The following is a 16,420-nucleotide window of genomic DNA, read 5'->3' as shown; positions in this document are numbered from 1 at the left end:
GAACGTGTGTCGTCGGCCTCAAGCGCGTGCCGCATTCGCATCGCTGACCGCCTTGAGCAAAGTCAGCATGGCGCTGTTGAGCGGTGTTGTGAGACCGTGGCGGCGGGCGGCGTCGACCACCGCACCGTTCAAGGCCTCGATCTCCAGCGGTCTTTCGGCGAGGCAATCGAAATACATCGATGTGCCGGCCTCCGGCGGATAGTTGAGGAACAGGGCCATGATCGTCTCGGCCTCATCTTCATTCAACTGCGCCCCCTCGGCGCGACCGACGGCGACGGCTTCCTTGAGGATGTCCAGCGAGAGTTGCTGTATGTCGTCGCGGTGGAATATGCCGAGCCTTTGGCGGGTCAGGGCTGTAATCGGATTGGCGATGACGTTGATCAGCAATTTGCGCCACTGATAGGTGACGAATTCCCCGCTTATGCCGACATCGATCGGCGTGCCTTCGAACAGTGCGGCAAATTCGTTCGCCTTCGGGCCGGCGGGAACCAAAAGATCGTGGCCGCGGATATGGCGGAGCCGCACATGATCATGGGCCAGCCGCTCGCCATTGTAATAGACGATCGCCGGAAGGATGGTTGCTCCTTGCGCAAACGGGGCGACGCGTTCCGCGTGGCCGATGCCGTTCTGCAGCACGACAATCGTCGTCTCGGGCGTGCAGAGATTGGCGAGCCATGGGGCCGCCGATTCGGTGTCCTGCGCCTTGGTAGAGAGCAGAACCCAGTCGACCGGTTCGACATGGATGGGCTCGATTACCGTCTTCAGGGGGATGTGGGTCCTGTCGTCGTGGTGGTCGAAGGTGAGCGTGCCGATCGGCCTGCGGGCGCATGCCGTCACGTCGTTTTCCGGTGACAGGTTGAGACAGGCGGCTGCAACGCCACCAATGCCACCAAGCCCGACCACCGCAATTTTTCTCCCGGTCATCGCTGTCCTCCTCGTTCAGAAGAGACAGACTAGTTCGAGATGATGTCGATGGAAACGCCAACCATGCCCGGGATGGTACGGTTCAGCCCTTCAGGGCCTTATAGGCCGCGAGTGCCCGGTCGCGCGCGAATGCGTGGTCGATGACCGGTTTCGGGTAGGTGCTTCCGAGTTCGATGCCGGCTTTTTCCAGCACATGGGCTGGGGCTGAAAACGGCTTATGGATATATTTCGTCTCAAGCTTTGCCAGTTCCGGCACATGTTCGCGGACATAGTCGCCGTCCGGATCGAATTTTTCGCCCTGCAGGATCGGGTTGAAGATGCGGAAGAAGGGTGAGGCATCGGCGCCGGAGCCGGCCACCCATTGCCAGTTGGCCGGGTTGTTGGCCGGGCAGGCATCGACCAGCGTGTCGCGGAACCACTGCTCGCCCTTGCGCCAGTCGATCATCAGGTCCTTGATCAGGAAGGAGGCGGTGATCATGCGGACGCGATTGTGCATGAAGCCATATTTCCACAATTGCCGCATGCCGGCATCGACGATCGGGTAACCGGTCATGCCGGTCTTCCAGGCGCGAAATTCCTTCGCGTCGTAATGCCATTCGAAGGGATCGAATTTTTCGTCCCAGTTGTCTCGGTCGAGGCCTGGGAATTCGATCAGCAGGCTGTGGCAGAAATCGCGCCAGGCGAGTTCGCGGCGGAAATGCGAGACGTCTTCTGATGCCTTGGCAGGTAGGCCGCGCACCGCATGCCAGACGCGCGCCGGCGAAATTTCGCCCATCACCAGATGCGGAGACAGGTTGGATGTTGCATCGACCGAAGGCAGGTCGCGGCCGCGCCTGTAGTCATGCAGTTCGCGGTCGACAAGGTCCTCCAGCTTCTCAAGCGCGCCGGCCTCGCCGGGCGTCCACAGGGTTGAAAAGTCCTTTGCCCAGTCCGGTTTCGTTGGCAAAAGATCCCAGCTGCCGAGGCTTTCAGAACGAGGAAAATGCTCCGGCGCGGGAATGGCAGATGGCGCATCGACCGGCTCATGCGGCTCGTGGAGCTTCTGCATGGCGTTCCAGAAGGGCGTGAACACCTTGAAGGCATTGCCCGAGCCGGTGCGGATGGTCTTTGGGTCGTGCAGCAACTGGCCGTGGAAGGCGCGGATGGCGATGCCGTGTTCTTTCAGCGCGATGGCGATTTCGCGGTCATAGCCTGTGCGCTCATAGGCCCGGTTGACGTAGACGGTGTGGGCGCCGGTTTTTGCCGCGATTTCGGTAATCACCGCGTCGGCACGGCCCGAAGCGAGGATGAGGTCACTGCCCAGGGACTTGAGGGCGTTTTTTAATGTATCGAGCGAATGGTGCAGCCACCATGTCTGGGCGCCGCCCAGCGGGCCGATATTCAAGTCGTCCGGTTCGCGGATATAAACGGGAATGACCGGGCCGCCGGCATCAAGGACCGCATGAAGCGCTGCGTTGTCATCGAGGCGCAGGTCCTTGCGAAACCACAGGATGGCGGGCGGGGAGGCTTTGTCGGACACGGGGTCAACTCCGTTTGGGCATCAATGCCCAAGGCTACGGATAAGGTTTCGATTCGGATCAGTGGCTTTGGCCGATTTCGGTCAGTCGAAAGGGCGGATCAGCAGGATGGAGCAGGGCGCGCCTTCGGCCAGTTGCGGAGCGTGCGGGGCGCGCACGATCAGGCCATCGGCATGGGCAAAAATCTTCATCATCGACGAATCCTGTTTCGGATTGGCATCGGCGACGAGATTGCCGTCGGCATCGCGGGTGATTTTCGAGCGCAGGTAATCCTGACGATGATCGTTGGCGGCAAGCGTGCTTGCGGTGATGCCCTGCACCTCGCGCCGGCGCTCCGGCAGGCCCGCGAGGCGACGAATGAGCGGTTCGAGAAACAGCATGCCTGTCACCATGCTGGCGACCGGGTTTCCGGGCAGGCCGAGCACATGCATGTCGCCCAGCGAACCGACCATCAGCGGCTTGCCCGGGCGCATGGCGATCCGCCAGAAATCGAGTTCCATGCCGACGGATTTGAGCGTCGACTGGACGAGATCGTGATCGCCGACCGAAGCGCCTCCGAGGGTGACGAGGATATCGGCACCGGCCAGGCGCGCGGTCGATACCGCCGCCTCGATCTGTGCCGGGTCATCACGCACGATGCCGAGATCGAGGACCTCGCCGCCATTGTCGCGGACGAGGGCGGCAATGCCGAAAGTGCTCGATGCGATGATCTGCGCCGGGCCGGGCTTCGTGCCCGGGGCTAAAAGCTCGTCGCCGGTGGCAAGGACCGCGACGATCGGTTTGCGAAGGACGGCAAGCGTCGCGTGGTTCATCGCGGCTGCGACAGTCAGATGCGAAAAGTCGATCAGCGTGCCGGCCTTGAGGACGGTTTCGCCCTCAGTGAAATCCTGTCCGCGCGGGCGGATGTGGCGACCTTTGGTGACGGCAAATGTCGTGCGGATGCGATTGTCGTCGCGCTTTTCGGCATCCTCCTGGATGAGGATCGTGTCGGCGCCTTCCGGCACCGGCGCGCCGGTGAAGATGCGGATCGCCTGACCGGGCTCAAGTCTGCCCTCGAAGGCGTGGCCGGCTGCAGCGCTACCGATCACCGTCAGTTCGGCGCCAACCTCCGGAGCGTCGGCTGCGGCCAGCGCGTAACCGTCCATCGCCGAGGCGTCGAAAGGCGGCTGGGTCAAGGCGGCGGCGAGATCACGGCCGAGAACACGGCCACAGGCCTCTGCGAGCGGCACCGTTTGCAGAAGTTCGATCGGCCGGGCGCGGGACAGGAGCCGGGACCTGGCGTCGGATACGGGCAGAAGCGCCATCACGGTTCTCCTCAGGCGTTTGCCTGGTAATGACCGGACTTGCCGCCGGTCTTTTCGATCAGCCTGATGCCGCCGATCTCCATGCCCTTGTCGGCCGCCTTGGCCATGTCGTAGATCGTCAGGCAACAGACGGAGACGGCAGTCAGCGCTTCCATCTCGACGCCGGTCCTGCCGGTGAGTTTCGCCGTGGCGCTGACGCGTAGGCCGGGCAGCGTCTCGTCCTCGGAGATCTCGACCGACACTTTGGTCAGCATCAGCGGGTGGCAGAGCGGGATGAGATCGGAGGTCTTCTTGGCGGCCATGATGCCGGCAAGGCGTGCGGTACCGATGACATCGCCCTTCTTGGCATTGCCTTCGCGAATCAGCGCCAGCGTTTCCGACTTCATCCGGACAAAACCCTCGGCTGTTGCCGAACGGCTGGTCTCGGCCTTGTCACCGACATCGACCATATGCGCTTCGCCCGCCTGATCGATATGGGTAAGGCCCTGCGGTTCTTTCGCCATCACTCGGCCGCCAGCGTGTCTGCCTTGCCGGTCAGGAGGAGCCGTGTCGCTGCGGCGACATCGTCCTTGCGCATCAGGCTTTCGCCGACGAGGAACGTGCTGATGTCGACCTTTGCCAGACGCTGGCAATCCTCATGGGTGAAGACGCCGCTTTCGCCGACCAGAAGGTAACCGTCATCGCCGGCGCTGGCGGGCACCATGGAGGCAAGCCGTTCGCTGTTGGCGAGATCGACCTCGAAGGTGCGAAGATTGCGGTTGTTGACGCCGAGAAGCGGCGAGGGCAGCCTCAAGGCCCGTTCCATCTCCGCCTCGTCATGCACCTCGATCAGGCTGTCCATGCCGAGTTCGCTCGCGGTCTCGTAGATCGCCAGCGCCTCGTCGTCCGAGAGCGAGGCCATGATGATCAGGATGCAATCGGCACCCCAGGCACGCGCCTCGTAGACCTGATAGGGCTCGAACATGAAATCCTTGCGCAGGGCCGGCAGCGAGCAGGCGGCGCGGGCCTGGACCAGAAATTCGGGTGCGCCCTGGAAGCTCGGCTTGTCGGTCAGCACGGAAAGGCAGGCAGCGCCGCCGGCCTCATAGGCGGCAGCCAAAGCCGGCGGATCGAAATCCGGGCGGATGAGACCCTTGGACGGGCTTGCCTTCTTGATCTCGGCGATCAGGCCGAACTGGCCTGCCTGCTTTTTGGCGCGCAATGCCTTGAGGAAGCCGCGCGGGGCGGACTGGTCGCTGGCGCGTGCCTTGAGGTCCTCGACGGAAACGCTTGCCTTGGCGGCTTCGATTTCCTCGCGCTTATAGGCTTCGATCTTCTTCAGGATATCGGCCATCTGACTAGTCCTTTTCGTTGGAGACCGCGACCAGGCGGTCCAGCGCCAGTGCTGCCTTGCCGTCTTCAAGCGAAGCCGTGGCAAGTGCCATGCCGTCTTTCACGTTTTCAGCCTTGCCGGCGACGACGAGGGCGGCCGCCGCGTTGCAGAGCGAAATGTCGCGATAGGCGTTTTTCGCGCCTCCCAGCACGGCACGCAGTGCCGCTGCATTATAAACGCCCTCACCGCCCTTGAGGTCGGCAAGTGTTGCCGGGGCGACGTCGAAATCGGCGGGTGTCAGTTCGAAGGAACGGATCTTGCCGTCTTCCAGCGCCACGACTTGCGTCGTGCCGGTCGTGGTGATCTCGTCGAGGCCTTCGCCATGGACGACCCAGACGGTTTCAGAGCCCATTTCGCGCAGCGTCTCGGCAATCGGCATCAGCCATTGCGGCGAATAGACGCCGAGAAGCTGACGTTTCGCGCCGGCCGGATTGGACAGCGGTCCAAGCAGGTTGAAGATCGTGCGGGTGCCAAGCTCGACTCGGCTCGGGCCGACATGGCGCATGGCGGCATGATGCATCGAGGCGAACATGAAGCCGATACCGGCCTCGCGGATGCAGCGGGCGATCAGGTCCGGGCCGATTTCGAGATTGACGCCAAGCGATGACAAAGCGTCGGCCGTGCCGGATTTGGACGAGAGCGCGCGGTTGCCGTGTTTGGCGACGGGTACGCCGGCGCCGGCCGCGATGATCGAGGCGAGCGTTGAGATATTGTAGGTGCCGGCACCATCGCCGCCGGTGCCGACGATGTCGACGGCATCGGCGGGTGCCTCGACGCGCAGCATCTTTGCCCGCATGGTGGAGACGGCGCCGGTCATTTCCGCCACCGTTTCACCGCGCACTCTGAGTGCCATCAGGAAGCCGCCGATCTGCGAGGGCGTCGCCTCACCGGACATCAGGATACCGAAGGCGTCATGCGCTTCTTCGCGCGTCAGGCTTTCGCCGTTGGCGACCTTGGCAAGGAGGGGCTTCAAGTCAGGCATGCGCAGGATCCGTTTCTTCTACTGGATCGTCTTCTCTTACTGGATCGGCTTGTTACTGGATCGTCGAGGCCGACTGCTCCAGTGCCGACTGATTGATGGAGACGCCGTAGCGGTCCTTCAGGCTGTTGACCATCTGGTCGAGCATGTCGTCGCCGGCGGCCTGCGCCAGGCTCTCCAGCTGCTTGTCATTGGCAAGTGCGTCGGCCGGCGCCTGTTCGACAGCGGTGACCTTCAGCAGCATCCGGCTTTCGCGGTCGGCGGCAAGCGCCGTGCCGGTCGTATCGACGGGGCCGGAGAAAGCGACACCGGTCGCATCGGGCCCGAAGATCGGGTCTTCTGCATTGCGGCGAAGGCCGGTCTTGGTTTCCACCGCAATGCCGAGTTCGCCGGCAATGGTGGCGAGCGTATCGCCCTTGTCGAGACGGGCCTTGAGCTCGCCGGCCTTGGCGGTCAGGGCTTCGTGCTGCTGTTCGGCGGTCCAGTCGGCGACGACCTTGTCCTTTACCTCGTCGAGCTTGCGATCACGCTCGGGCGTAATGTTGCGGACCTCGAACCAGACATAACCGGTATTGCCGAGGTCGACGGGAATGGTGTCCTGTCCCGGCTCTGCACGGAAGACTTCCATCAGCAGGTTGCTCTGTGCCGGGATATCGGCGATCGGCTGTTCCTGCTCATCCTGGCCGGAGGCGTCCGAGGTAACGGCGACGAGCTTGAGGTTGGTCTGCTTGGCGGCTTCGTCGAGCGTTGCTCCACCGTTGCGTAGGTCCTCGAAACGGTCATGGGTGCTGGTGATCTCGCGCGCGGCGGCGGCGACCGCTATCTGCTGGCGGAGATCATCCTTGACCTCGTCGAAGGTGCGGGTGGTCTCCGGGCGGATATTGCTGACGCGCATGATGACCGGGCCGAACGTGCCCTGGGTGACCGGCGTCGTGCCGCCATTGGCGGAAACCTTGAAGGCCGCCTCGGCCAGCGCCTGATCCGGCACGGTCCCCCTGGTGAAGTCGCCGAGGCGCACGTCTGCCGGGGTCTTGCCCTGATCCTTGATGATCTGGTCGAAGGTGGTGTTGCCTTCGCGCAGCTGGTTTGCCGCAGCGGCAGCCATTTCCTTGTTGGGGAAGGTCAGCTGTTCGATCGTGCGTGTCTCGTGCGTCTTGTAGCCGTCCTTGCGCTTGTCGTATTCGGCGCGCAGCTCGTCGTCGGTGATCGACGAGGCGTCGGCAATGTCGGCGGGCTCGAGTTTCACATAGGCGAAACTGCGGAATTCCGGGGCGCGGTATTTCGCCTTGTTCTTTTCGAACCAGACCGAGAGCACGTCATTGGCCGGTGCCTTGACCGGGTCGATATTGGCGTTGGACAGAAGCAGGTAATCGACGGTGCGGGCCTCGTCGCGATACTGCTTGAGGGCATCGAGCAGGACCTGCGGCGGCTTGAAGCCGTCGGATACCGCTTCGACGACCTGGCTGCGGACGGCGACCTTGCTGCGTTCGGCGATATAGTCGTTTTCACGCAGGCCGGCATTGCGCAGGCGCGAGGAGAAAAGGTCGTGGTCGAACTGGCCGTTGACGCCCTTGAAGGCCGGGTCTTCGCCGATCAGCTTGGCGAGCCGGTCTTCGGAAAGGCCGAGATTCATGTCGTCGGAAAGCTGGTCGAGTGCGGCCCCTGCGGCAAGCTGGTTCAGCACTTCGCGGTCGATGCCGAAGGAACGGGCCTGCTGGGGTGTCAGCTGGGTACCGAACTGGCGGCTCAGATTGGCGATCTGGCGCTGGTAGGCGAGCCTGAACTGCTCGTTGGAGATTTCCTGACTGCCGACGGTCATGACCGTGCTGGACGTCGAGGTGATCAGCGACTGGGAAATGCCCCAGATGCCGAAGGAAGCAACGAGGAGCAGAAGCAGAGATTTCGCCACCCAGGAGCGGGCTGCGTTTCTGAGAGAATCAAGCATCGATCAACATACCTAGAGACAGTCTGCCGCCCGGTTCCGGCGGATGAAGCACTGTCTCTAGAACAATCTGCGGCGGAATAGAAGGCATCGGCGATGAAAAGGAAGAGAGCGGTCGAACCGGCGCTGCGGGCATGGTGGCCACCGGCCGAGATGGCACGGGAAACCGTGCGCAAGCGGCTTTGGCCAGGCCGGTGGGGCCGGCATGTCTGGGGTGGGAATGGGGCAGGCAGTGGTATGGGGGTATGAGGTAGATCTTGGTCTGCCTGCCCCGGCCGCCTCGTTTGGTCTTCAGGGACGTGTCAGTTCCCGTTGAACCGCATTTGTCGACCATCACCGGAGACCGAATTCGTCGAACCCGTGGAGGAGGCCGGTTCGCGAACCCGGTTCCCATCCGATGACGAGGAGAATTGTCACGCGAACGGGGCGGGCGGGGATGGACGGGGAAGGAGGCCTGGACCAAGCCACTGGCGGTAAACGGACTTATTTTTGCGGCGGGGCGAAAACGTCCCCGCCGAACCCGGTCCTGACGTTTATGTGATGAACCGCTATTTGGTGAAGATGAAGAAAGCGCCGATGGCAATGAAGCCGAAACCGATCGCCTGTTTCCAGTGAAAACTCTCGCCGAGATAAAAGACGGAGAAGATCACGAAGACGCTGAGGGTGATGATTTCCTGGATGGTCTTCAGCTGGGCGGCGTTGAAATAGCCGTAGCCGATGCGGTTGGCCGGCACCTGGGCACAATATTCGAAAAAGGCGATGCCCCAGCTTACCAGAATGAGGATGTAGACGGGCTTGTTTTCGAATTTCAGGTGGCCGTACCAGGCGAAGGTCATGAAGACGTTCGAGACGATAAGCAGGCCGATGGTCAGGATGGGTGTCAGCGAAAAGGTCATTCGGTCGTTTCCGGAACAGGATCGATGGGGCCGCGGGATGGAGCAAATGGCGGCCGACAGGGGCGTCAGCTTGCCAGAAGCAGCAAGATATAGGCGGCGACCGTAAAGACCAGACCCCGGAAGACGTCGGAAATGCAGTTATCGTTCTTCCGGACGATCAGCGGCAGGACATTGCCCTTGCCGGGATACCGCTTCGGCCTGTTCTTTGTGAACGATGCCCGGCGACAAAGCGCCGCCGGTTTCGGGATGGTCATGCCCCGCAAGACGTCGGGGCGCAAAACCGTTTCACCGTTTGGCGCGAATTGGCTCAGTGGATGGTTTCGAGAACCACGTCGTCATCCATGATGTTCAGCGCCTGGAAAAGCGCCTCGACGAGGATGTCGGTCAATCCGTCGATATCGTTTTCCTGCAGGAAGAGTGCGATCGACTGGTCCGACGGCTGGATGGCGTGATCAAGTTCCTTAGACATTCATGTCCCTTTCGTTTGTCCTCATGACGTGTGGGACATCGATGCATGCTTCGGCTTGTGCCGGGCTGGCCAGCGGGTGTTGCGGGATCCGTTTTGCTCCCCGTTAGGCCTAACCTGATCCTAACATATTGTCCGAAAATGGGACGGCAAGATGTTGAATCGGAACCATAAGGTAATTGCCGGGTTCACCCTTTGTGAAGGTCTAGCGACGAAGGTGCATTCATATCGGGGCGATTCGGCCCGCGTATTATGGAGATGGCATGACACTGTTGCAGTTCCCCGCCGACCGGCGGACCGCCGATGTAAGGCGATGCGCGGAGGCGCTCGAGCGCCTTCATGGCGAAGAGGCGAACCGCTTCTGGCGTTCTGAAATGGCACAGTTTGCCGGAGCCTTCCGGGCCCAGGGTGTCGAGGAAAACGAGATCCGCAGGCAGGCAGCACTTTTCATGCATGCGGTACAGATGGAACTGCAATCGGCCTTTGCGCAGGACGAGCGCGACGCTTCAGCCTATTGATTTCAAGGTCCGGTGCGGCCGTCGGGTCGCATCCCTTTTGCCTGACGAAGACGGTTTGCCGGTTCATTCGTGGCGAAGGGCATCGATCGGGTTGAGCTGGGCTGCCCTGCGGGCCGGGAAATAACCGAAGATCATGCCGATTGCCGCCGAAAAGACAAAGGCGAGCAGGATGATCGTCGGGCTTGCAACAAACGGCACCTGCAGCAAGCTGACGACACCGAAGGCGAGGACGAGGCCGGTAATAATGCCGGTGACGCCGCCGAAGATCGACAACATCACCGCCTCGACGAGAAACTGGGTCAGGACCTGGTTTTCCAGCGCACCGATCGCCAGCCTTATGCCGATCTCGCGGGTGCGCTCGGTTACCGATACCAGCATGATATTCATGATGCCGATGCCGCCGACGAGCAGGCTGACGGCGGCGACCGCGCCGAGCAGGCCGGTCAGCAGCACCGTCGTGCCGGTCATGGCGGCGGCGATCTGCGACATGTCGTTGACCGAAAAATCATCATCGCGGCCGATGCCGATCTTGCGCCGCTCGCGCAGCAGGCTTTCGGTATCGGCCTGGACCTTGGCGGTCGATACGCCATCCTGCGCCGACAGGATGATGCTGGAAATGGTGGTCGTGCCGCCGATCCGTCGCTGGTGCAGCTTCAGCGGCATGATCACCGTGTCGTCCTGATCGTCGCCCATGCCGGACTGCCCCTTCACGGCAAGCACGCCGACGACAGGGCAGGCGATATTGCTGACGCGGATCAGCTGACCGACCGGATTGGCGGCGCCGAAGAGTTCCCTGCGGACCGTCTCGCCGATGATGCAGGCCGCCTGGCTGCCGCGGTCTTCTGTGGCGATGAAATCGCGGCCCAGCGCCAGATCCCAGTCCTGGGCGATCAGATAATCGTTGTTGGTGCCGAGCGCGCTCGTCGAATGATTGGCGCCGCCGGCAATCACGGTCGCGGTCGAGCGGTTGATCGGTGCAACGGCGCGCAGGCCGGAAACCTGATCGCGGATGGCGACGATATCGCCGTCGGTGAAATTTTTCGCAGAGGTGCCGGCGCGGCCGGGTCCCCATTGGCCGGGGCGGACGAACAGCGTGTTGGTGCCGAGCCGCGAGAGTTCGTCGCGAACCTTGGCTGTCGTACCATTGCCGACCGTGACCATGGCAATGACCGCCGCAACACCGATGACGACGCCGAGCACGGTGAGGAAGGAACGCAGCATATTGCGGCTTATGGCGCGCCAGGCAAGCTTGACCGTCTCAAACCACATCGGCCTTTTCCTTCCCATGGGTCTCGTCGCTGACGAGATGGCCATCGACGAAGCGCAGCATGCGCCTTGCATAGGCGGCAATATCCTCTTCATGGGTGACCATGATGACGGTGATGCCGTTTTCGCGGTTCAGCCGGGCGATCAGGTCCATGATCTCGATGCTGGTCCTGGTGTCGAGATTGCCGGTCGGTTCGTCGGCAAGAAGGACCGCCGGATCGGTGACGATGGCTCTTGCAATCGCGACACGCTGCTGCTGGCCGCCGGAAAGCTCCTGGGTCGTGTGTCCCTCGCGGCCGCGCAAGCCGACCTGTTCGAGTGCCGCAAGCGCGCGGCGGCGGCGCTCGGCGTGTTCCATGCCGCGATAGACGAGCGGCAGTTCGACATTTTCCACCGCCGAGGTGCGGGCGAGAAGATTGAAACCCTGAAACACGAAGCCGAGCATGTGGCGCCGCAGAAGCGTCAGCTGCGCACGGCTGAAGCCGCTGGTCGGAATGCCCTGAAAGACATATTCACCCGACGAGGGGATATCGAGGCCGCCGATGATGTTCATCGCGGTGGATTTGCCGGAACCTGATGGCCCCATGATCGAGACGAATTCGCCAGCGGTGATCGACAGATTGATGCGATCGAGGGCGCGTATGGTCGCCTCGCCACGGCCATAGGCCTTGGAGACGTCACGGAAGGCGATGAGCGGGGCGGCGATCATGCTCTCCTCGTCAGCTTCTGCGGGCGACGGCATCGGTGATCAGCTCGTCACCATCCTTGAGATCTGTCGATTTCAGCACGGTGAACTGGCCGTCGGTCGGTCCGGTTTCGACCGCGACCCGCTCGGGGATGCCGCCGCGCAGGATCCAGACCGCTCTTCCGGTTCTCGATGTCTCGTCGCCGCCATTGCCGCGGTTGCGGGGCGGCCGCGGCGGACCGAACAGGCGGGAAAGGAAGCTGCCGCGTGGCCGGGCGGTGACCGCGGGCGAATAACGCAGCGCAGCGTTCGGAATGAGCGTTGAGCCCTTGACCGATTGAACCGTTATGTCGGCCGTGGCCGTCATGCCCGGCCGCAGAAGAAGATCCTGGTTGTCGACGGTCAGGATAGCCTTGTAGGTGACCACATTGGAGACCGTTTCGGAGACGAAGCGCACGGTGGTGATCGCCGCCGGGAATTTTCTGTCCGGATAGGCATCGACCGAGAAGTTGGCCGGCTGGCCGTCGCGTACCTGGCCGACATCGGCCTCGTCGACCGAGACCTGCAGCTCCATCTTCTTCAGATCGCCGGCAATGGTGAAGAGTGTCGGGGCGTTGAGCGAGGAGGCGACGGTGGCGCCTGGATCGACATCGCGCGACAGGACGATGCCGTCGATCGGCGAAATGACCTTCATCTTGGCGAGGTTTACCTCGGCAAGCCGGAGTGCTGCTTCCGCCGAAAGTACGGCCGCCTCGTTGATGTCTCTGGTGGCGAGTGCCGATTGATAGGCATATTGGGCGGCGTCGAGATCCTGCTGGCTGGAAATGCGGTTGCTGACCAGCGAGGTCAGGCGATCGAAACTGATTTTGGCCGAAGCTGCTTCCGCCTCGGCCTTCAACACATTTGCCTTGGCGGAAGACAATTGCGCACGGGCGCTCTGGACGTCGGCCTCGCGGCTGCTGGTGTCGAGTTCGAGCAGCACGTCGCCGGCCCTGACCGGGCTGTTATAGGTGACGTTGACCTTGCGCACCGTGCCGGACAGTTCGCTTGATATGTCAACCTTGTCGGTGGGCTCGATCGAGCCCGTCGCCGTGACGATCACCTGCAGATCACCGGTCCCGACCGGCTGGGTCGTGTAGTCGAACTGCTGGCCGTCCGACGACATGAGCACATAAAGTCCGGTCGCCGCGATGGCCAGCACGGCAATGACGGCCACCAGCCATTTGCCGCGGCCGCGCTTGTTCCGGCGGCTGGTACTGGCGAAAATGGCGGCGAGATCCGGAGCGTCCGGTTTGCCGGAGTTGGCGGGATCGTTTGGGGCGTTCAACGTTGGCCTCATCTTGGCATCTGGCGGCTCCGTTGTGCCGCAGCAGTTGTGCCGTGGCGCACGGATGAAGCCATAAAGTGTCTGAATGCCATGAAACGACGGGTGGGGGAAATTAAATAACCGTAAGATGACAAGGTGTTGTTTCCGCGAAGGGACGCCGTTGAGCAGAACGCGGGAATTTCAGCCTGCCGGGCGGGACCGGAAAGGGGAATTGCGCTCGTGGGATGTGATCGCTACTGCCTGCTGGACACGCCGAAACGTTCCGGCAGGAAAGCTGTTTCGGTCTGAGGGCCGTCGAGGCGATCGGATTTCGCGATCAAGGTCTGATGCATCGGCGTGAGCGCAGATGTTGCGGCCAAAACGCCGACGATCAGCGTGGCCAGGGCAATCGTCAGGCTGGTGCTGTTCATTCGGGTTCTCCTTGTCTTACGGGAAAACCCCGGCGCCGCCCGAATGTTCCGGACGGCCTCATGCCGGCCAAGTGCGGGCCGGTCAGCTTTTGGCGGAGAGTTGGGATGGCGATGCCATGAGCTGGTTGTTGCCCAGCGACTGGTCGCTGTATTTGAATGCCAGAATGCTCAGGATCGAACAGATAAGAACGACGAAGATAATTCGCATGGGATACTCCTTAGCCGGAAATAACACCGAAGCCAGAAAGATGTTCCAGGGGTGACTGGGAAGCGCGCAAGCCATGATGTCGGTTTGCAGCGCAGGTATTGCAAGATGGCGACGTGCCGGATCAACGGTCGGTGAGGGATTGTAGTCGGGGCGCGATATCGTCGGACCCGTTGCTGCGGCATGGCCGGTCTTTGATGTCGGGGAATTTTTGGACTTAATTTTTGGACTTATGGTGAGAGCACAGGGATTCGAACCCTGGACCTACTGATTAAAAGTCAGTCTTTTGTGTAATGATTTTTATTGCCTTAGTTTCAAACCGCTTCTAATGGCGCATACCGCATTTCAATAACTTACGGTCTCTTTGCAAACTAAAAAGGCGACTGATTTCTCAGTCGCCTATACAGTAACGTTGCATCTTGAGTTGTGTCAATCGTCTTTGAGTGCGGCATTTATCGCTGATTCCCATCCGCCGAGGCCACCGTATCCTCCCGTAATTCTCATGTTGGCGTCCCGCATCGCGACGACCATGTCCGGCGTCATATCGCGCATCGCTTCGATGGCGGCACGGGCATAAATCCTAGCCATCTTCTTTTCGTGTTCCGGCAGGTCGTCAAAGCTGTCATGCGGGAAACTCTCCGCACGCATCGACCATATCGCCCGCGCCACACGCTCCACCATCTCGCTCACTTTTTCTTCTCCTGATAATCCTCCAATTTGGCGATTGCCTGCTCGGCCAGTTCGACCTTGCCGCCAAGGTAGTGGGCATCAAGGATAGCCTCGACGTCACGCAGGCTGTGGCCTGTGATGGATGCGATCTGGGGAATAGAGCATTCTGCTATGGCAAGTCGAGTGACGGCGGTGCCTCGCAAGTCATGGAAGGTGAGATCATCCTTGATGTCGGCCTTGACCAGAGCGCGCTGCCAGGCAGTATCAAATCCGTCAGATGTCCATGGCGTGCCAAGCGAACTGACCAGTAGCGTGGTGGCGGCAATCTTCTGTTCTGCCGATCGTCCCGACAGAAGATTGTCTAGCGCCTCCCTCAACGGCTTTCCCGCAGGTATCTTTACGCGAGCTCCGGTCTTGCCCTGCTTCACCTTGATTGACGTGCCGTCGTAGTCCGTCACGGGCGCCTTCAGCAGGTCGCTCTTTCGCTGTCCAGTCCACAGAGCCATGATGACGCCGGCCTTCATCTCTTGGCTCAGTACCGCCAGAATTCGCTCCAGCAATTCCGGCGTCCAGATCTTGTCGGCGCGATCCGCCTCATAGAGCCGTCCGCCTTTTTCGGCGATGTTGATCCTCAGCTTGCCGCGGTCCTTTCCAAACGAAAGAATGCGAGCGAGAGTGGTCCATGCGTAATCCGCCGTCCGGGGCTTGTCAGCCATCGAATCTCGCCACTTCTTGAGTTCGCCTCGGTAGCGCGGATCGTCGAGCATGAAGAAAGGTGTTTTGCCAAACTTATCTCGGATCTTGTCGATGTAGCGGTCGTACTCTTTCCGCGTCTTTTCGGCCTTTGTGAGAAAATCGGACGATGCCCGATATTCCGTGATAAGCGCGTTCATGGTCTCGCTCGGGTCCGCGTGGCGGTCCTTTGTAGCCTCCGCGAAGGTCTTCACCATCATGGGATCACCGGGCTGCATCGGCTCGCCAGTCTTCGTCTTGAGCAACGGGCCGCCGCGCCACGCATAGCAATAATAAATGGTCTTTCCGGTCGCGAGGGTCTTTTTGACCTTCATCAGCCCCTTGAGCTTAGCTCGCATTTTCCCTCATCCACTTCTCGTATGGATCTTCGTTGCTATTGGCCGCCAAGCCGCTCAATTCGTCAAGGCGGGCATCGATTGCCTTTCGGTCCCATCTTCTTGTGCCGGCGACAGGCTGGGGCATTTTGAAGTTTGCCACCCACATCGAGAATGTGGATTCGGCGATACCCAGATAGGCGGAGGCTTCCTTTCGCCCCATGAGGCGAGGCGCGTTGTCATTGTCCGCTTTCACGCCGCTGCCCTCCGTTCTGATCTTCTCTTCGCCTGGCTGCGCTTCCACGTCTCGCGCCGACTGGTCGCATATCGCCTGTTCGTGTGGTAATAGACCGTGGCCGTATCGACGCCGTACTGCTCCGCGATATCCTTGACCGGCATCTTGCCGACGAGCGCTCGCCATCCGTTGACGGTCTTGATGGTGATGCGCTTGGTCATGGAGTACCCCGCTCCCTCGGCAGGTGCGAAGGGTTCGTAAACGGTGGCTTAACTACATCGCTCGTTCCATCGATCAAGCCACGATCTTTTGTTGTATTATCTTTCTCTAAAGCAAAGTTTGAGGGGTGCTCATGTCTTACATTCCGACTGTGCTCGGTTTCGTGGCATTTGTTGTCGTGCTTTTCTACCTCATGGAGTTCGCGCTCGTTTTCACCTAAGTTCACCGCAATCGTTCGCGAAACGGGCGCGGGGGCCGACCGGCCAGCAAGCGCAGCACGAAGGACGGCCTCCGAAGCGCCACGGAAAGCATCTGGCGTGCCTTTGCCGACACGATCTGCCAGGGCTCGCGCGCCTTCATCGATCATTTGTTGATTGATCATCGGCCCATCCTATCGATAATCGTGCCGATGGAGACGG

21 protein-coding genes are annotated in these 16,420 nt (G+C 61.2%); 1 reads left to right on the top strand and 20 read right to left on the bottom strand.

Annotated features, from left to right (window positions below; translation table 11 throughout):
• Nucleotides 1–18: 18 nt before the first annotated feature.
• From AC2GXZ_RS16255 to AC2GXZ_RS16210, 10 genes are all read right to left on the bottom strand, one after another.
• Nucleotides 19–924: a 2-dehydropantoate 2-reductase gene (locus AC2GXZ_RS16255; RefSeq protein WP_483760192.1), complete on the bottom strand. Its 906-nt coding sequence runs from the start codon at nucleotides 922–924 to the stop codon at nucleotides 19–21.
• An 82-nt stretch (nucleotides 925–1,006) separates the two neighbouring features.
• Nucleotides 1,007–2,443: a cryptochrome/photolyase family protein gene (locus AC2GXZ_RS16250; RefSeq protein ID WP_483760191.1), complete on the bottom strand. Its 1,437-nt coding sequence runs from the start codon at nucleotides 2,441–2,443 to the stop codon at nucleotides 1,007–1,009.
• Between the two features lie 81 nt (nucleotides 2,444–2,524).
• A complete protein-coding gene (locus AC2GXZ_RS16245) occupies nucleotides 2,525–3,745 on the bottom strand; it encodes a molybdopterin molybdotransferase MoeA (RefSeq protein ID WP_483760190.1) in 1,221 nt (406 codons plus the stop codon).
• 11 nt (nucleotides 3,746–3,756) lie between these two features.
• Nucleotides 3,757–4,248 (bottom strand): cyclic pyranopterin monophosphate synthase MoaC, encoded by a 492-nt coding sequence (gene moaC, locus AC2GXZ_RS16240; RefSeq protein ID WP_483760189.1) that lies wholly within the window; start codon nucleotides 4,246–4,248, stop codon nucleotides 3,757–3,759.
• Nucleotides 4,248–5,078: an indole-3-glycerol phosphate synthase TrpC gene (gene trpC, locus AC2GXZ_RS16235; RefSeq protein ID WP_483760188.1), complete on the bottom strand. Its 831-nt coding sequence runs from the start codon at nucleotides 5,076–5,078 to the stop codon at nucleotides 4,248–4,250. Before trpC ends, moaC begins: the two co-directional genes overlap by 1 nt.
• A gap of 4 nt (nucleotides 5,079–5,082) precedes the next feature.
• Nucleotides 5,083–6,099: an anthranilate phosphoribosyltransferase gene (gene trpD, locus AC2GXZ_RS16230; RefSeq protein ID WP_483760187.1), complete on the bottom strand. Its 1,017-nt coding sequence runs from the start codon at nucleotides 6,097–6,099 to the stop codon at nucleotides 5,083–5,085.
• A gap of 52 nt (nucleotides 6,100–6,151) precedes the next feature.
• Entirely contained in the window at nucleotides 6,152–8,041 is a 1,890-nt protein-coding gene (locus AC2GXZ_RS16225) for a peptidylprolyl isomerase (RefSeq protein WP_483760186.1), read from the bottom strand.
• Between the two features lie 545 nt (nucleotides 8,042–8,586).
• Complete coding sequence (locus AC2GXZ_RS16220; protein ID WP_483760185.1) at nucleotides 8,587–8,934, bottom strand: DMT family protein; 348 nt, start codon at nucleotides 8,932–8,934, stop codon at nucleotides 8,587–8,589.
• Between the two features lie 65 nt (nucleotides 8,935–8,999).
• A complete protein-coding gene (locus tag AC2GXZ_RS16215; protein ID WP_483760184.1) occupies nucleotides 9,000–9,212 on the bottom strand; it encodes a hypothetical protein in 213 nt (70 codons plus the stop codon).
• Nucleotides 9,213–9,241: 29 nt separating this feature from the next.
• On the bottom strand, nucleotides 9,242–9,403 hold the full coding sequence (locus AC2GXZ_RS16210; RefSeq protein ID WP_483760183.1) for a hypothetical protein: 162 nt from the start codon (nucleotides 9,401–9,403) through the stop codon (nucleotides 9,242–9,244).
• Between the two features lie 260 nt (nucleotides 9,404–9,663).
• Here AC2GXZ_RS16210 and AC2GXZ_RS16205 point away from each other — a divergent pair, with 260 nt between their 5' ends.
• Complete coding sequence (locus AC2GXZ_RS16205) at nucleotides 9,664–9,918, top strand: DUF6074 family protein (RefSeq protein ID WP_483760182.1); 255 nt, start codon at nucleotides 9,664–9,666, stop codon at nucleotides 9,916–9,918.
• A gap of 63 nt (nucleotides 9,919–9,981) precedes the next feature.
• Here AC2GXZ_RS16205 and AC2GXZ_RS16200 read toward each other — a convergent pair whose 3' ends face one another.
• From AC2GXZ_RS16200 to AC2GXZ_RS16155, 10 genes are all read right to left on the bottom strand, one after another.
• Nucleotides 9,982–11,187 carry an ABC transporter permease gene (locus AC2GXZ_RS16200; protein ID WP_483760181.1) on the bottom strand — a complete coding sequence of 402 codons (1,206 nt, stop codon included), beginning with the start codon at nucleotides 11,185–11,187 and terminating at the stop codon, nucleotides 9,982–9,984.
• Nucleotides 11,177–11,893 (bottom strand): ABC transporter ATP-binding protein, encoded by a 717-nt coding sequence (locus AC2GXZ_RS16195; protein WP_483760180.1) that lies wholly within the window; start codon nucleotides 11,891–11,893, stop codon nucleotides 11,177–11,179. The genes AC2GXZ_RS16200 and AC2GXZ_RS16195 overlap by 11 nt, the downstream gene beginning before the upstream one ends.
• 10 nt (nucleotides 11,894–11,903) lie before the next feature.
• Nucleotides 11,904–13,196 (bottom strand): efflux RND transporter periplasmic adaptor subunit, encoded by a 1,293-nt coding sequence (locus AC2GXZ_RS16190; RefSeq protein WP_483760179.1) that lies wholly within the window; start codon nucleotides 13,194–13,196, stop codon nucleotides 11,904–11,906.
• A gap of 233 nt (nucleotides 13,197–13,429) precedes the next feature.
• Nucleotides 13,430–13,606 carry a hypothetical protein gene (locus tag AC2GXZ_RS16185; protein WP_483760178.1) on the bottom strand — a complete coding sequence of 59 codons (177 nt, stop codon included), beginning with the start codon at nucleotides 13,604–13,606 and terminating at the stop codon, nucleotides 13,430–13,432.
• Between the two features lie 82 nt (nucleotides 13,607–13,688).
• Nucleotides 13,689–13,814 (bottom strand): hypothetical protein, encoded by a 126-nt coding sequence (locus tag AC2GXZ_RS16180; protein WP_483760177.1) that lies wholly within the window; start codon nucleotides 13,812–13,814, stop codon nucleotides 13,689–13,691.
• A gap of 426 nt (nucleotides 13,815–14,240) precedes the next feature.
• Entirely contained in the window at nucleotides 14,241–14,501 is a 261-nt protein-coding gene (locus AC2GXZ_RS16175; RefSeq protein ID WP_483760176.1) for a hypothetical protein, read from the bottom strand.
• Nucleotides 14,498–15,571, bottom strand: a complete 1,074-nt coding sequence (locus AC2GXZ_RS16170; protein WP_483760175.1) for a tyrosine-type recombinase/integrase — start codon at nucleotides 15,569–15,571, stop codon at nucleotides 14,498–14,500. The genes AC2GXZ_RS16175 and AC2GXZ_RS16170 overlap by 4 nt, the downstream gene beginning before the upstream one ends.
• The gene (locus AC2GXZ_RS16165; protein ID WP_483760174.1) at nucleotides 15,561–15,803 is read right to left on the bottom strand and encodes a helix-turn-helix transcriptional regulator; all 243 of its coding nucleotides are present in this window, start codon (nucleotides 15,801–15,803) and stop codon (nucleotides 15,561–15,563) included. The genes AC2GXZ_RS16170 and AC2GXZ_RS16165 overlap by 11 nt, the downstream gene beginning before the upstream one ends.
• Nucleotides 15,800–16,003: a hypothetical protein gene (locus AC2GXZ_RS16160; RefSeq protein WP_483760173.1), complete on the bottom strand. Its 204-nt coding sequence runs from the start codon at nucleotides 16,001–16,003 to the stop codon at nucleotides 15,800–15,802. The genes AC2GXZ_RS16165 and AC2GXZ_RS16160 overlap by 4 nt, the downstream gene beginning before the upstream one ends.
• Nucleotides 16,000–16,383 carry a hypothetical protein gene (locus AC2GXZ_RS16155; protein WP_483760172.1) on the bottom strand — a complete coding sequence of 128 codons (384 nt, stop codon included), beginning with the start codon at nucleotides 16,381–16,383 and terminating at the stop codon, nucleotides 16,000–16,002. The genes AC2GXZ_RS16160 and AC2GXZ_RS16155 overlap by 4 nt, the downstream gene beginning before the upstream one ends.
• Between the last annotated feature and the right edge of the window lie 37 nt (nucleotides 16,384–16,420).

This window comes from Aliirhizobium sp. YIM B11859, assembly GCF_057163345.1.
Note: the sequence above shows the minus strand (reverse complement) of the source record. Positions and strands in the feature narration are given on the sequence as shown.

What these genes read in the sequence shown, in the direction of transcription:
- AC2GXZ_RS16225 (WP_483760186.1), bottom strand. Translation starts at nt 8,041, where the DNA reads ATGCTTGATTCTCTCAGAAACGCAGCCCGCTCCTGGGTGGCGAAATCT.
- AC2GXZ_RS16170 (WP_483760175.1), bottom strand. Translation starts at nt 15,571, where the DNA reads ATGCGAGCTAAGCTCAAGGGGCTGATGAAGGTCAAAAAGACCCTCGCG.
- AC2GXZ_RS16210 (WP_483760183.1), bottom strand. Translation starts at nt 9,403, where the DNA reads ATGTCTAAGGAACTTGATCACGCCATCCAGCCGTCGGACCAGTCGATC.
- AC2GXZ_RS16195 (WP_483760180.1), bottom strand. Translation starts at nt 11,893, where the DNA reads ATGATCGCCGCCCCGCTCATCGCCTTCCGTGACGTCTCCAAGGCCTAT.
- AC2GXZ_RS16155 (WP_483760172.1), bottom strand. Translation starts at nt 16,383, where the DNA reads ATGATCAATCAACAAATGATCGATGAAGGCGCGCGAGCCCTGGCAGAT.
- AC2GXZ_RS16160 (WP_483760173.1), bottom strand. Translation starts at nt 16,003, where the DNA reads ATGACCAAGCGCATCACCATCAAGACCGTCAACGGATGGCGAGCGCTC.
- AC2GXZ_RS16185 (WP_483760178.1), bottom strand. Translation starts at nt 13,606, where the DNA reads ATGAACAGCACCAGCCTGACGATTGCCCTGGCCACGCTGATCGTCGGC.
- AC2GXZ_RS16200 (WP_483760181.1), bottom strand. Translation starts at nt 11,187, where the DNA reads ATGTGGTTTGAGACGGTCAAGCTTGCCTGGCGCGCCATAAGCCGCAAT.
- AC2GXZ_RS16205 (WP_483760182.1), top strand. Translation starts at nt 9,664, where the DNA reads ATGACACTGTTGCAGTTCCCCGCCGACCGGCGGACCGCCGATGTAAGG.
- AC2GXZ_RS16180 (WP_483760177.1), bottom strand. Translation starts at nt 13,814, where the DNA reads ATGCGAATTATCTTCGTCGTTCTTATCTGTTCGATCCTGAGCATTCTG.
- AC2GXZ_RS16220 (WP_483760185.1), bottom strand. Translation starts at nt 8,934, where the DNA reads ATGACCTTTTCGCTGACACCCATCCTGACCATCGGCCTGCTTATCGTC.
- trpC (WP_483760188.1), bottom strand. Translation starts at nt 5,078, where the DNA reads ATGGCCGATATCCTGAAGAAGATCGAAGCCTATAAGCGCGAGGAAATC.
- AC2GXZ_RS16255 (WP_483760192.1), bottom strand. Translation starts at nt 924, where the DNA reads ATGACCGGGAGAAAAATTGCGGTGGTCGGGCTTGGTGGCATTGGTGGC.
- trpD (WP_483760187.1), bottom strand. Translation starts at nt 6,099, where the DNA reads ATGCCTGACTTGAAGCCCCTCCTTGCCAAGGTCGCCAACGGCGAAAGC.
- AC2GXZ_RS16245 (WP_483760190.1), bottom strand. Translation starts at nt 3,745, where the DNA reads ATGGCGCTTCTGCCCGTATCCGACGCCAGGTCCCGGCTCCTGTCCCGC.
- moaC (WP_483760189.1), bottom strand. Translation starts at nt 4,248, where the DNA reads ATGGCGAAAGAACCGCAGGGCCTTACCCATATCGATCAGGCGGGCGAA.